The 12,868-nt window shown below is 43.6% G+C and carries 13 protein-coding genes; 11 read left to right on the forward strand and 2 right to left on the reverse strand.

Features of this window, described 5'->3' with window-relative positions:
- Position 1: 1 nt before the first annotated feature.
- The 5 genes from hisI to JUE95_RS12240 all read left to right on the forward strand — a co-directional run bounded on the left by hisI (position 2) and on the right by JUE95_RS12240 (position 4,102).
- The gene (gene hisI / locus JUE95_RS12220; RefSeq protein WP_203652114.1) at positions 2-337 is read left to right on the forward strand and encodes a phosphoribosyl-AMP cyclohydrolase; all 336 of its coding nucleotides are present in this window, start codon (positions 2-4) and stop codon (positions 335-337) included.
- A gap of 1 nt (position 338) precedes the next feature.
- The gene (hisE, locus tag JUE95_RS12225) at positions 339-659 is read left to right on the forward strand and encodes a phosphoribosyl-ATP diphosphatase (protein WP_203652097.1); all 321 of its coding nucleotides are present in this window, start codon (positions 339-341) and stop codon (positions 657-659) included.
- Positions 660-670: 11 nt separating this feature from the next.
- Positions 671-1,744 (forward strand): histidinol-phosphate transaminase, encoded by a 1,074-nt coding sequence (hisC, locus tag JUE95_RS12230; RefSeq protein ID WP_203652098.1) that lies wholly within the window; start codon positions 671-673, stop codon positions 1,742-1,744.
- 173 nt (positions 1,745-1,917) lie between these two features.
- A complete protein-coding gene (locus tag JUE95_RS12235; protein ID WP_203652099.1) occupies positions 1,918-2,781 on the forward strand; it encodes a helix-turn-helix transcriptional regulator in 864 nt (287 codons plus the stop codon).
- Between the two features lie 223 nt (positions 2,782-3,004).
- Positions 3,005-4,102 (forward strand): PTS sugar transporter subunit IIC, encoded by a 1,098-nt coding sequence (locus JUE95_RS12240; RefSeq protein WP_203652100.1) that lies wholly within the window; start codon positions 3,005-3,007, stop codon positions 4,100-4,102.
- 65 nt (positions 4,103-4,167) lie between these two features.
- Here JUE95_RS12240 and JUE95_RS12245 read toward each other — a convergent pair whose 3' ends face one another.
- Positions 4,168-4,785, reverse strand: coding sequence for a DedA family protein (locus tag JUE95_RS12245; RefSeq protein ID WP_203652101.1), 618 nt, complete (start codon positions 4,783-4,785; stop codon positions 4,168-4,170).
- A gap of 108 nt (positions 4,786-4,893) precedes the next feature.
- The gene (locus tag JUE95_RS12250) at positions 4,894-6,063 is read right to left on the reverse strand and encodes an NAD(P)-dependent oxidoreductase (RefSeq protein ID WP_203652102.1); all 1,170 of its coding nucleotides are present in this window, start codon (positions 6,061-6,063) and stop codon (positions 4,894-4,896) included.
- Positions 6,064-6,128: 65 nt separating this feature from the next.
- Here JUE95_RS12250 and JUE95_RS12255 point away from each other — a divergent pair, with 65 nt between their 5' ends.
- The 6 genes from JUE95_RS12255 to JUE95_RS12280 all read left to right on the forward strand — a co-directional run bounded on the left by JUE95_RS12255 (position 6,129) and on the right by JUE95_RS12280 (position 12,708).
- The gene (locus JUE95_RS12255; RefSeq protein WP_203652103.1) at positions 6,129-6,752 is read left to right on the forward strand and encodes a DapH/DapD/GlmU-related protein; all 624 of its coding nucleotides are present in this window, start codon (positions 6,129-6,131) and stop codon (positions 6,750-6,752) included.
- Between the two features lie 330 nt (positions 6,753-7,082).
- Positions 7,083-7,406: a PTS sugar transporter subunit IIA gene (locus JUE95_RS12260; protein ID WP_203652105.1), complete on the forward strand. Its 324-nt coding sequence runs from the start codon at positions 7,083-7,085 to the stop codon at positions 7,404-7,406.
- Positions 7,407-7,522: 116 nt separating this feature from the next.
- On the forward strand, positions 7,523-8,821 hold the full coding sequence (locus JUE95_RS12265; protein WP_203652106.1) for a nucleobase:cation symporter-2 family protein: 1,299 nt from the start codon (positions 7,523-7,525) through the stop codon (positions 8,819-8,821).
- 320 nt (positions 8,822-9,141) lie between these two features.
- Complete coding sequence (locus tag JUE95_RS12270; RefSeq protein WP_203652108.1) at positions 9,142-9,930, forward strand: hypothetical protein; 789 nt, start codon at positions 9,142-9,144, stop codon at positions 9,928-9,930.
- Positions 9,931-10,004: 74 nt separating this feature from the next.
- Entirely contained in the window at positions 10,005-10,478 is a 474-nt protein-coding gene (locus JUE95_RS12275) for a nucleoside 2-deoxyribosyltransferase (RefSeq protein WP_203652109.1), read from the forward strand.
- A 397-nt stretch (positions 10,479-10,875) separates the two neighbouring features.
- Positions 10,876-12,708: a glycoside hydrolase family protein gene (locus tag JUE95_RS12280; protein ID WP_203652110.1), complete on the forward strand. Its 1,833-nt coding sequence runs from the start codon at positions 10,876-10,878 to the stop codon at positions 12,706-12,708.
- Positions 12,709-12,868: the final 160 nt, after the last annotated feature.

Consider the following 12,868-nt stretch of genomic DNA (forward strand, 5'->3'; position numbering starts at 1 on the left):
GTTGGAACCTAATTTTGATAAGTATCCAGATGGCCTTGTTCCGACCATCGTGGTGGATGATAAGACGCAGCAAGTTTTGATGCTGGCTTACATGAATGCTAAGAGTTATCAGCTAAGTTTGGAGAGTAAGCAGACCTGGTTTTGGTCCCGCAGCCGTCAAGAACTTTGGCACAAAGGGGCAACCAGCGGAAATACCCAGGATATCGTTGCAATGCAGATTGATTGTGACGAGGATACCTTACTAGTGCGCGTTAATCCGGCTGGTCCGGCGTGTCATACGGGCCACACCAGTTGCTTTTACCGGGATATCGAACTTAATTCAGCAGGAGGAAAATAATATGCAAGATTTAGATGAACTTTACCAATTAATTTTAGACCGTAAAAAGAATCCTAAGGAAGGGTCATATACTGATTACCTGTTTACAAAAGGCCTGGATAAAATTTTGAAGAAAGTCGGCGAGGAATCCACGGAAGTTGTCGTGGCGGCTAAAAACGACAGCGATGATGAATTTGTTTACGAAGTTGCTGACTTGGCCTATCACGTTTTAGTTCTGATGGTTGACCGGGGCATTAGTGTCGATCAGGTCAAAAAGGAACTTGCCGAACGTGAAGGTCTAATGAGTAAAACCAAAGAACGTCGGGATATTAAGGACCTGTAGGAGGCGTATGAATGGTTAAAAGAGCGATTAAAAACCTAAAACCGTATATTCCAGAAAAAACGATTGCTGAAATTAAGCAGGAGCAGGGGTTAACTAAACTGGTCCGGTTATCGGCCAACGAAAACGAATGGGGTACGTCGCCAAAAGTTGCTCAAGCCATTTTGGACTGGGGCGTCACGGATGCAAATCGGTATCCTGACAGTGAAGTTACCAGTTTGCGAAACAACATTGTTGCAGGCTTAAAAGTTGATCCGGAGGCGTTGGTTTTCGGCAACGGCTTGGATGAAATTATTCAACTATTGTCCCGTACGCTGATAACTACTGGGGATGAAGTGGTGCTGACACAGCCAACCTTTTCTGAATATGCCCTTCACGCTGAAATTGAGGGTGCTAAGATCGTGAATGTGCCCGTCGATTCTTCAGGCTACACTGATTTAGATGGCATGCTGGCAGCAATTACGCCAGCAACTGACATGGTTTGGCTATGCAATCCTAATAATCCAACGGGGACGTATGTGACTCACCAAGCGGTTGAAACGTTTATGACTAAGGTGCCAAAGTCAGTTACCGTTGTGGTTGATGAAGCCTATATTGATTTTGTAACGGTTGAAAAGCGGGCATCAGTCGTAGATTTGCTGCCCAAATTTGATAACCTGGTTGTTTTACGAACCTTCTCCAAAGTGTACGGTTTAGCTAATTTTCGGGTTGGCTTTGCGGTTGTTGCCCCAAAGTTGGCAAAGATATTGCAAACAGTACGGTTACCGTATAATTTAAGTACGTTTGCAGAAATTGCTGCAAACGCTGCTTATGCGGATCAGCAATTTATCCAGCGAGTGGTTAAGCAGGTTGCGGATGAACGGGGAAGATGGCTGGCCTTCCTTAAAGCACTTAATTTAAAGAGCTATTCATCACAGACCAATTTTGTCTTTTTCAAAGTTGACAGGGCGGAACAGCTCAGCCAAGAACTTCTGCGTCAAGGCTACCTTATTCGTACCGGTCTAGGCCCGGACTGGCTAAGAATCACAGTTGGTAAATCTGCGGACAATCAAGCGGTTCAAAAAGTGATCCGGAATTTTGTTGAATAATAATAATTATAAATAAGTGTTACTAAATCGGAAAAAATATCGGATTTAGTAACACTTTTTGGTTGTTATAACCTGTCTGATATTGTTAAAATAAGGGTGGAGTTTTTATAAATCTATGAATGTGTTTTCAGATAATTTCGAAGAATAGCGGATGCTGTTAGGAGGAACGGAGCATGACACAGACTGCATATATATCGCTGTCTTGTCTGCCATTACCGACTTTTATTGAAGGTCGCCAGGCCGAAATTAAGTCAGATGACAATAAGATGAACCAGGTTCACTTGGAGTACTTTGTGTTCGCTTTCGTGCGCAAAGGGCGCCTGAGCATGGTTCAAGACGGCGTGGAACAGCAGATTGACGAGGGAGAAGTTTTCATCATGACTCCGGGTTACCATAAGTACATGTGGTGGGCCGATGAGGAAACAGTGAAACTAGACTGGATCTACGCCTATGTTGCCGGTGACTGGCACGTCCAATCGTCATTAACGCCGGCGAAAAATTCCATGAAAACGTTAATGCTTCATCCACCAGTACCGGTACAGACACTATTTTTAATGCAGCATCGCCCGGTTGATGAGCCTAAAAAAGTCTATTCGATGGTAGACCATTTAGTTTCAAAAGAACTCAACTGTAATTCAAAGCAATTCTTTGAAGCACAGGAACAGTTTATTAAATTACTGGCTTGCCTGCAGACTCAGGATAATGCCAAGAACGAGTTAACGCAGCTGTCCTTATCGATTCAAAAGTACCTTAAGAAGAATTTTAATAAGAAGATTACTGCTGCCACGTTAAGTGAACATTTTGACGCGCGTCCTAACTACATTGTGCGTGTTTTAAGGCAGACAATCGGCTTATCGCCAGCGGAGTTCTTAATGCAGTACCGAATGGAAGAGGCGGCTCAATGGCTGTTGAACACGGATGCTTCAGTGGAAGATATTGCACTGAACGTTGGCTTTCAAAACATCTATTACTTTTCCACTTCATTTAAGAAGTACACCGGTGTATCACCTACAAAGTACCGTCAAAATGCAAATTAAGTCCTTGATTAAATTGAGCAGCAAGATTTTTACGTCTTGCTGCTCTTTTGTATGTGCCTCGCAGTAGAGATTAATTATAAATGAGATTAAAATTAAAATATGCTGTGAAAACTCTTGACATAATTTTCGGTTAATGCTTTAATAATGTCATAAAAGTTCTAATCAATTTTTAATTTTATTATATATCTCTCATATGAGAGAGGCAAAAAGAGAGGGCATACATATGGAAAGTACACAAGCAGCAACAGCCGACACCGAAGAAAAGATGTCGGTTATGGATTACGTCTACAAGGTTTCAGCCGGTGTTTCAAATGCCGTTTTGGTTATGCTGGGCATTGGGCTGTTAACCCAATCAATCGCTAATTTTGTACATTGGCAAGCACTATTCCAAGTCGGCTCGATCGCCCAATGGTTACTGGCACCAGCATTCGGTGCCGCCATTGCTTCTCAAATGAAAGTGAACACGCTGGTTCTGTTCAGTGCGATGATTTCATCAACAGTTGGTGCTAATGCCGTTTACTTTACTGGGACTGCAATGCACGCAGCAACCGCTACTGGTAACAAAATGGTGGAAGCCGCTCAATCGGGGATCTTCACCACAGGTCAACCAATCAGTGCCGTTGCAGCTGGTTTAGTTGCTGTATTAGTCGGCAAGTACCTCACCGGTAAGACACCGTTAGATATGATGCTGGTGCCGCTAGCTGCGACGCTGGTCGGCTCGATTGCTGGTTTAGGCTTAGCGAGTGTGACAACACCTGCATTGAATTGGATGAGTGCTTTCATTGCACAATCCATGCAAGTTAACCCGGTTGTTGGTTCAGTATGTGTTTCGCTTGCTTGGTCACTGTTCTTGATGACGCCTGCATCTTCGGCGGCTCTGTCAGTTGCCGTTATGCTGTCACCACTGGCAGCTGGTGCCGCTTTGGTTGGTACCACCGCTCAATTCGTTGGCTTTACTGCTATCTCATGGCGTCAAAATAAGATCGGTGCTAACATCGCGCAAGGCATCATCACCCCTAAGGTTCAATTTCCTAACCTTTTGAAGAATCCGCGCTTGGCAATTCCATCGTTTGTTGCCGCTGGCGTTTGCGCACCGCTTGCTACCGTCTTCTTTGGGTTCAAAGTTTCCTACACCCTTGGTGGTTTGGGCTTGAACTCGCTGATTGCGCCAATTAACTTGGCTTCAAGCAGTATGCCAATGTTTATTGCCTACATGGTTATGGCCGTTTTGGCACCCGCAGTCATCTCATTGGTCGTTTACCACTTGCTTGCAGCGGTTGACTGGGTTCGTGATGAACAGCTTCATTTGGAAATCGTTTAGTCTACTATAGAATTCAACAGAAATTAAAAAATCACATGGCTGAGGTCATGTGATTTTTGATTATTTTAAGAACGGCTCCTTTTACGATAATAGTGAATGGCTATGGACAGGACTATTACAACGGTGACAACTAGCAGTACCATCATTGAGGCTTCCTCGAACCAGCTCAGGACAGCTTTCCAATGTGCACCCGCTAAACAGCCAGCGTTGATCAGCACCGTGTTCCAGATCAAGGTCCCTAAAGTTGAAAGACCGATAAATGACCAAAGCGGATATTCGGCCATTCCGGCCGGAACGGAAATCAGACTACGGACAACTGGGACAAAACGGCCATAGAAGATGGCGATGCTGCCCCGCTGATTAAAGAAGTTGCCAGCCCGTTCAATATCTGTTTGTTTTAAGCGAAGCAGTCGCCCTGTCCGAGTGTTAACAAACCTGCTCAGTCGTTCTACGGAAACTAATCGGCCAATACCGTAGAGCACAATGGCACCTAATATTGAGCCGAGCGTGGCAGCCAGAATTGATCCCCAGACAGTTAGGTTGGTGGTGAGTGTCAGAAAACCGGTAAAGGTGAGGATTACTTCAGAGGGAATCGGCGGAAACACGTTTTCCAGCGCAATTAATAAAACAATGGCGAGGTAACCGTATTGATCAATGAGTGTCATGATAGTTTGAGTATTCATAAGCGCTCCTTATGGCGTAGTAATCAGCTTTTCGTCTAGTTTATCGAAGTTTAGGCGTTGCGGTCAATATTATTGTTTTCCGCTTAGATATTCTTAAGAATTCAAATTTTACGAAATATCGGAAGGGTTATTTAGCAGCCGAACCCGTAACGTTCCGTTAATTTTGCGAAGAGCAGCTTCCAGTTCAGCTGTTTGATCAGCGGAGATGGTGCCTGTCAATAAATCGACGTTAATCAGCATGTAGCCGTAGTCACCGCGGGTATTACTGATCATTTCTAAAATTGGGACGTGATAGTGGTTTAGAACGGAGGCAACATCGTTCCAAAATGAGTTGCGTGACTTGAAAAAGAGGGTCAATCTGTTGGGACTGGTAAAGGGTAAATCAGCGGTGGGAAAGTTAACCGAAGAACGGATAATACCGGTCTCAAGAAAATCACGGGTGTTTTGCAGCGTCAGGTTGGCGCTCTTGGATAGTGCCTCGACAGTGTTACCGCCTAGGTGCGGCAGCATGATCACGCGCTCTTGATCCTGAAGGAGCTTAGTGGGAAAGTCTGTGATGTACTGTTTAAATTGCCCCTGTTTTAGTGCGGTAATTACTGCTTGGTCATCAACTAATGCGCCACGACCAAAGTTTAGCAAAACGGCATTCTTACGCATCAAACGAAACCGAGTGGCGTTCATAATGCCCTGAGTGGCATCAGTTAATGGTAATAGAAGTACCACGAAATCGGCAACACTTAAGACTTCATCGATGGTTTCTAATTGCTGGACGGAATGAAGATTTTTGGGACTGCGATTGTAGCCCACAACTTGCATGCCTAAGTGATAGCAGCTGTCAGCAAGTCGCTGACCAATTGCGCCAAGACCGAGAATACCAATGGTTTTACCGTAAAGTTCGCTGCCAATAAACTGGTAACGGGTAGCTTCGGCCTGCAGTTGCAGGTGGTCGCCGGTGAGTGCAGCGGTGTGGTCGATTGCTGCCTGCAATGGCCGTGCGGTGGTAAATAATGCCTGAAGGACTAGCTCTTTGACGGCGTTGGCATTGGCACCCGGTGTATTAAACACAACCGTTCCATTTTGCGTGCACGCGTCGATGTTGATGGTGTTCGTGCCGATACCTGAGCGTGCTACCAGCAGCAGATGCGGCGTAATCAAGTCGTCTGGCACTTTAGAGCTGCGCACTAAAACGGCATCGGGGGTGCTGGTATCCTTGAGCTGAAAAATATTGCCAGCAAATTCACTGACACTGAACTCATCAATTGCTTTTACTTGATACATATTTTTCCCTCCAAAATAAATTTACGAGTATACTATATTTAAATTTTATGTCAGGAGTGAGACCAATGCACATTGATTTCGTGAAACTTTCCAAGGATCACCCGACTATTGGTGGAGGCGGGCAAACAAAGGACACGACTTTTGGTCAATACGTGGAAATCGGTAGCCAGAATTTTATTGACAATAGTACCATTGGCGACTACACCTATACAGGACAATTGTGCTTTATCCAGAACAGTGAGCTGAAAAAATTTATCAGTATGGCTGCCATGGTTCGAATCGGACCAACCAATCATCCTTATAATAGACCAAGTCAGCACATTTTCGCATATAATGGTGCCGGTTATGGTTTTGGCGACCCTGATACGGCCTTTTTACAGCAACGCCGACAATTAAAAACGGTGATTGGAAACGATGTCTGGTTAGGTCATGACGTGGTGGTACAAGCTGGTGTAACCATTGGCAATGGTGCGGTGATCGGCGCTGGGGCTGTGGTAACGAAGGACGTTGAACCCTACACCATTATCGGCGGTATTCCAGGGAAAAAGATCAAAGACCGGTTCCCGGATGAAATTAAAGCTGATTTGGCTAAGATTGCCTGGTGGAATTGGCCGCGAGAAGAATTGGAAGCTAATTACGCAGACTTTAGGTTGCCAATTGAAGAATTTGTAGCTAAGCATTTGAAATAGTTTTTTGATTTGCAAGCTGTGACGAAACTCGGTAGATTCCAGAATTTAACGTGAATAATGCCTATTCCGCGGTTTTTGCGGAATGGGCATTATTTGCGTTAAATGGCCGGAATCTGAGTTTTGACACGTATTTAGGCTATATGATCAGATAAAACCAAAGTACAGTTACCACTAATTCGGATTAGGGATTGGTTGAAATACTTACCAATATAGACTTATGGCAAGAGCCCTTTTTTTCGGCCAATTACCTTTAATTTGTTCAAAAAGTGATTGCATATCCTGCTAAATGGCGCTACCGTAAAAATAAAAAAACTCCGGAGGGGGCATAACATGACTGATGATGAACAGCACGTCGCGATGCAGCTGATATTAGTTGCTGGTGACGCAAAGAAACTGGCGTTTGAGGGAATTTCACTGGCCAAAAAAGGACAGCATCAAGACGCGCAGACTAAGCTCGAAGCTGCAGAGAAGCGGTTAGGAGAGGGTCATCAAGCGCAAAGTTCCTACGTCAGTGCCCACGTTGAGTCTGATAAAGGGCCATCACTGCTGATGGTCCACGCTCAGGACCATTTAAGTATGGCAATGACAACGATTGAATTGGGACGTGAACTGGTAGCAGTTTATGGCCGGCTGAATCAATTGAAAAATAGATAAATACGAACTTTAAACGTAATAACGTTAAAATTGTTCATAATTGGTTTGAATGAATAAAACCTAGATGATAATATGGAGATGCGGACAATACAAAACCGAATGAGGGGTAATGGGACTTGGAAACTGTTAAAAACAATCGTTCAGTTGTAAAGAATTTAATTTTAGGCTTTCAGCATTTATTAGCAATGTATTCTGGTGACATTTTAGTTCCGTTACTTGTTGGTGGCGCGCTGCACTTTAGCGCTGCTCAGATGACCTACTTGGTTTCCATGGATATCTTTATGTGCGGGATTGCAACGCTGCTGCAATTGAAGCGAACGGTCATCACTGGGATTGGGTTGCCAGTCGTGCTTGGATGCGCCGTTGAATACGTTGCCCCGCTTCAAAGTATCGGCAACCATTTTGGCTGGACGTATATGTATGGTGGCATTATCGCCGCTGGAATCTTTATTATTTTAGTTGCTGGTCCCTTTGCCAGTTTAAGACGGTTCTTCCCGCCAGTCGTAACGGGTTCGTTGATCACACTGATTGGGTTTACACTGATTCCAGTTGCGTTTCAAAACCTTGGGGGCGGTGATGCCGCTGCGAAAAGTTTTGGCTCGCCAATTAATTTGACGTTAGGGTTTACAACGGCTTTAGTGATCATTGTGATCAATATCTGGGGCCGTGGCTTTATTAAGCAAATCGCCATTTTGATTGGTATTTTAGTGGGAACGTTGCTGGCCATTGCACTTGGTAGAGTTGGCTTTGCTCCCGTTAGCGCGGCTCATTGGCTGCAGCTGCCCCAACCGTTCTACTTTGGTGTTCCGCAGTTCGAATGGTCGTCCATTGCGACAATGATCTTGGCGGCGGTTACCTGTATGATTGAATCAACTGGTGTTTACTTTGCACTGGCGGAAATAACCGGTCGTGATTTGGATACTAAGGACTTGAAACACGGTTATCGTTCTGAGGGGCTGGCTGCTATACTGGGTGGTATTTTTAATACATTTCCGTATTCGACCTTCTCGCAAAACGTTGGGATCGTTCAATTATCCGGTATCAAAACATTGCGACCAGTTTACTATTCAGCTTTTCTTCTGATTTTCTTGGGGCTGATTCCTAAGTTTGGCGCTATTGCCACGCTGATCCCAGCTTCTGTTTTAGGGGGTGCGATGCTTATTATGTTCGGAATGGTGGGTGCTCAAGGAATCAAGATGCTGATGAAAGTTGATCTCAATAATCGTAACTTGCTGATTATTGCCGTCTCTGTCGGGCTAGGGTTAGGTGTAACAACTCAGCCGCACCTATTCCAATTTTTACCAGCTGAAGCACAAACAATTTTGAGCAACGGGATGGTTGTGGGAAGTTTTATCGCCGTTATTCTGAATGTTTTGCTGAATAATACTTCTCTGAAACATAAAATTGAAGATTAACGAATAGCAGTCCAAATGGGGGCTGCTTTTTTATGACGAAAGAGAAATTTACAAAAAATGTAAATTACCGTATAGCGCTGGTTCGCCAGCAACGTAAAGCCTAAATTTCATTAAACTTTAATTGAATGATAGTTTGAAATCCGCTACTATAAGTTTGCTAAACACTTGTTGGCATGCGATTTTGCCGTCGTGTGCGAGAAGGGCCGCAATAACTTAATTAGTTGTTGCAGCCCTTTTTTACTAGACCTGATTTGTTGCAAATTCAACAGATTTTCAATATCATAACGTCAACTAATATTGTGAATAAAGGGGGAATGACGATGTTATCTGAAGAATATCGGCACCGGCCATTACCGGCTGAACTGGAAGCAATGACACTTTCAGAGCCATTAAAGGATCAGCTGCACAGCGTCTATGCCTGGGTGGATGCTAATGAGGCACCGCCCTTTGCCAGCTTGATTTCTCCAGTTGGAACGGATGAAGCAGCACTATACCGGTTCACTGATAACGCGACTTTGAATCAGCATCCGTTAAATCGGTTCATGAATCGTTCAGTAACCGCCGAAGAAGTTTTAGGCAGTTTTAAAACCAGTGAAGTCACGCCGGTAGCCGAACAGTATCTTGGCAGTTATTTACTGCGGCAAAGTCAGCAAAACGGTTTGCTGCTGCCACTGATGAACGTGTTAGCTTTGGCAAATTATGATGTGATTGGGGTATTTGCCACCATGCTCACTGCGGAGACGACGTCGTTACCAGATACGCTGATTGAAATGAGCGCTCGGTTACTTGCCCGGATAGCGCCTGATCTAGTGACACTAAATCATCAGCCGGTGGACACGGACTATATTTTGCTGCCGCAGATGGTGATCGCCGTTGAAGATGCCCCAGGTAATCCCAGCGATATTCCAGTGGCGCTTCTAGACTGGCTGCCGGATCACTTGGCACCGGTCAAGTTATTATCAGAGGATGATGAGATTGGGTTACTGAATTTGCTGAACGAACAAACAGATGATGATAGCATGGTGATTCGTGATTGGCTGATTCGTGATAGCGACAACCAAAAGGTATTTTCCAAGTGGATCTTTCAGCACCGGCAACGGGTTAAATGAGCTAATTTTAATGATTAAATACGGGATATTTATGGTATCCTTTTTGTTAATATAATAAAGGAGCGTGACTTGTCATGAACAACATTTACTTAGCGGCCCCATTCTTCAGTGATGGTCAAAACGAACGTGTTAACGAAGTTGTGAGTTTATTGCGTGCTAACCCAACGGTCGCGGATGACGGCATTTTTATTCCTTCTGAACATCAGCAGGAAGATTTAGAATTTGGTACTTTTAAATGGCAAGTAGCTACGTTTAACAGCGATGTTCGCCAGGTGCATAAAGCGAACGCTGTGGTCGCCATTTTGGATTATCAATACGAAGAAACCAAGGAAAACGAACCTGATTCAGGGACCATCTTTGAAATTGGTGCAGCCTGGGAAGCTGGTGTCCCAGTGATCCTGGTTCAATATGACGAAAGTAAGAAGTTGAATTTAATGCTGGCACAGTCGTATACCGCCTTTTACAATGGTAAAGAAGCCATTCAGTCATTGAAGACGTATGACTTTAATGATTTGCCGCAGCATTATACGGATAAAGAAGTTTTCTAGTTTAAAGTTAATTAACACATTGCAAGCTGTGACAAAACTTGGTAGATTCCAGAATTTAACGTGAATAATGCCTATTCCGCGGTTTTTGCGGAATAGGCATTATTTGCGTTAAATGGCCGGAATCTGAGTTTTGGAACGCAATTAGGCTATATAACCGGTTAAAGCCGAAGTACAGCCACAACTAATTCGGATTAAGAATTGGTTGAAATACTTACCAATATAGACTCAAGGCATAGTCCCTCTTTGTTCATTGCGTGTAAATTACGAATAACTTCGTATGTGTTATAAATTAGTAACATGCCTGAAACGGAAATATATTCTTAATGAATCCAACCTTGTGATATAATTTTCTATTGTTAGAGGAGTTTTTGTGTTTCATGAGAGGATGACGTGATATATGAGTAAACCAAGGAAGTTAATGTTAGGCGTATTAGCCTTAGGGGTTATCGCCGGCGTTGGGTTTACGCAGTTTGGAACGATTAATAGCAGCATGAGCCAAACTGTTGTAGCTCACGCGGATTCAACAATCAACGCTAAGGACAAGGGTATGGTTGGCGATGGTAAAACTGACAATGCTCAAAAGCTTCAAAATATAATCGATTCAGCTAACCCAGATCAAAATGTGACCATTGAAGTGCCAAAGGGGACTTATTTGTTCACTAATGCTGAGCTGAGTGCAATCGTGCTTCATTCGAACATCACCTTTAATTTTGATAAAGATGCTGTTTTCCAGATTGAAAAGGGCAACCGAATTCCGTTTGTTTATCCTAGTCCAAAGGGCGGCTACGATGGCGGAATCAGTAACGTTACTTGGAACAATGCTACTTTCCGCGGTGACTACAATACTAGTGATGGTCAAAGTGTCTTTGTTCAATCGATCCACCATGCTCAAAACGTCAACTTTAATAATTGTACTTTTGATAATGCTGAATCACCAACTGGTCACTACATAGATATTGACGGTAGCCATGGTGTCAACATCAAGGGTTCGACGTTTACTGGTTTTAATGCCAACACCAACTTTGATTACAAAGAAGCAATCCAAGTTGACTATTCGAACAGTAAAGCCATGTCATATCACCAACCAGGTGATGTGTACGATAATTTACCGTCGTATGATATTAATGTGACCGGCAACAAGTTCGTGCCGCTTTCAAATGCTTCAGGTTCAGTGAAGTCATTTGCACCTAACCCGATTGGGCAACACGTGGTTTATGCTAAGGGTGTCGACGGCATCATTCATGACATTCATTTCACGGATAACTACGTGCAGGATGCTAAGCCACAGCTAAACGATGATGGCGCTAATATTCACTTTATTTGTGTATCGAACTTGTACATTAGCGGTAACACCTTTGAAAATAAGGGTGCTTTAGGTTCAGGTAACTATATCCGGATCTTTAACACTTCACCGACTGTGAAGATGTCAAACATTCAAATTACCAACAACAAGTTTGTTAATTTGGATCCAAACAACCGTTACGTATTCTTTGATAACTCTAAGGGTGCTGGTATTACCGGCGTTAAAGTTACTGGCAACAAGATCACTAGTTCTAAGAGCAACATCCCGTTTGTTTTAAGTGCTGGAATGGACTCCAGTGATATGACCGTCAGCAACAACACCAACAATAAGGTCGCACCAGTTAAGCCTTCAGACGTTAAGAACACAACGAAATTACAAAAGTTAACTGGTAAGTATAAGGGTAACAAGGCCACTAACAAGAAGGAATCATACGTTTCTGGTTACAACGCTCAATACGCCAAGTTAAATTCATCATATGCTAAGAAGTACAGCCTTTATAACCATGTTCGTGGTCACGCGGGCTGGTACATTTACAATTCTAAAGATGGCTGGTCACACGCTAAGAAGTCTGGCATTGTGTACGTTGACATGCGTGCAACAGCAGACACTGGCAAGTGGTACCGGATTCGCTTCAGCTCAGATCCAAACGCCCGTAAATATTGGGTTCGTTCTGGTGCACTGAAGTTTGATAAGATCACCTATGAATCTTATGAGCGGACAATGAACCCACTGAAGAAATACACGATGTATACCAAGGTCTTCAACGATCCGCAATTGGCTAAGTTAGCAGGAACCACTGCTGATTTAGGTTCAAAGTCGGTTTCAATTACCAAGCGGGCAAGAAGAGTTTCTGTCCTTAATGGGAAGACATCTACCTACTACTTGGTTAACAATGAATACTGGACGAGAGCCAGCGCTTTCTATTAAACCGAATTGAGTAATTAAACTTACTAACATTAGTGATGTAATCAATCTCGACGGAGATGATTACATCACTTTTTTGATAAAGTGATAGTGGAACTAAGGTCGTAGGCTTTTTTGGCAAACATGCCGTTAAATAAAATGGCCGTTTCACAGTGTTTCTAGA

The organism is Secundilactobacillus yichangensis (assembly GCF_016861565.1).
Classification (GTDB): domain Bacteria; phylum Bacillota; class Bacilli; order Lactobacillales; family Lactobacillaceae; genus Secundilactobacillus; species Secundilactobacillus yichangensis.

What these genes read in the sequence shown, in the direction of transcription:
- hisE (WP_203652097.1), top strand. Translation starts at nt 339, where the DNA reads ATGCAAGATTTAGATGAACTTTACCAATTAATTTTAGACCGTAAAAAG.
- JUE95_RS12245 (WP_203652101.1), bottom strand. Translation starts at nt 4,785, where the DNA reads ATGAATACTCAAACTATCATGACACTCATTGATCAATACGGTTACCTC.
- JUE95_RS12270 (WP_203652108.1), top strand. Translation starts at nt 9,142, where the DNA reads ATGTTATCTGAAGAATATCGGCACCGGCCATTACCGGCTGAACTGGAA.
- JUE95_RS12235 (WP_203652099.1), top strand. Translation starts at nt 1,918, where the DNA reads ATGACACAGACTGCATATATATCGCTGTCTTGTCTGCCATTACCGACT.
- JUE95_RS12275 (WP_203652109.1), top strand. Translation starts at nt 10,005, where the DNA reads ATGAACAACATTTACTTAGCGGCCCCATTCTTCAGTGATGGTCAAAAC.
- JUE95_RS12250 (WP_203652102.1), bottom strand. Translation starts at nt 6,063, where the DNA reads ATGTATCAAGTAAAAGCAATTGATGAGTTCAGTGTCAGTGAATTTGCT.
- JUE95_RS12280 (WP_203652110.1), top strand. Translation starts at nt 10,876, where the DNA reads ATGAGTAAACCAAGGAAGTTAATGTTAGGCGTATTAGCCTTAGGGGTT.
- JUE95_RS12260 (WP_203652105.1), top strand. Translation starts at nt 7,083, where the DNA reads ATGACTGATGATGAACAGCACGTCGCGATGCAGCTGATATTAGTTGCT.
- hisC (WP_203652098.1), top strand. Translation starts at nt 671, where the DNA reads ATGGTTAAAAGAGCGATTAAAAACCTAAAACCGTATATTCCAGAAAAA.
- JUE95_RS12240 (WP_203652100.1), top strand. Translation starts at nt 3,005, where the DNA reads ATGGAAAGTACACAAGCAGCAACAGCCGACACCGAAGAAAAGATGTCG.
- JUE95_RS12255 (WP_203652103.1), top strand. Translation starts at nt 6,129, where the DNA reads ATGCACATTGATTTCGTGAAACTTTCCAAGGATCACCCGACTATTGGT.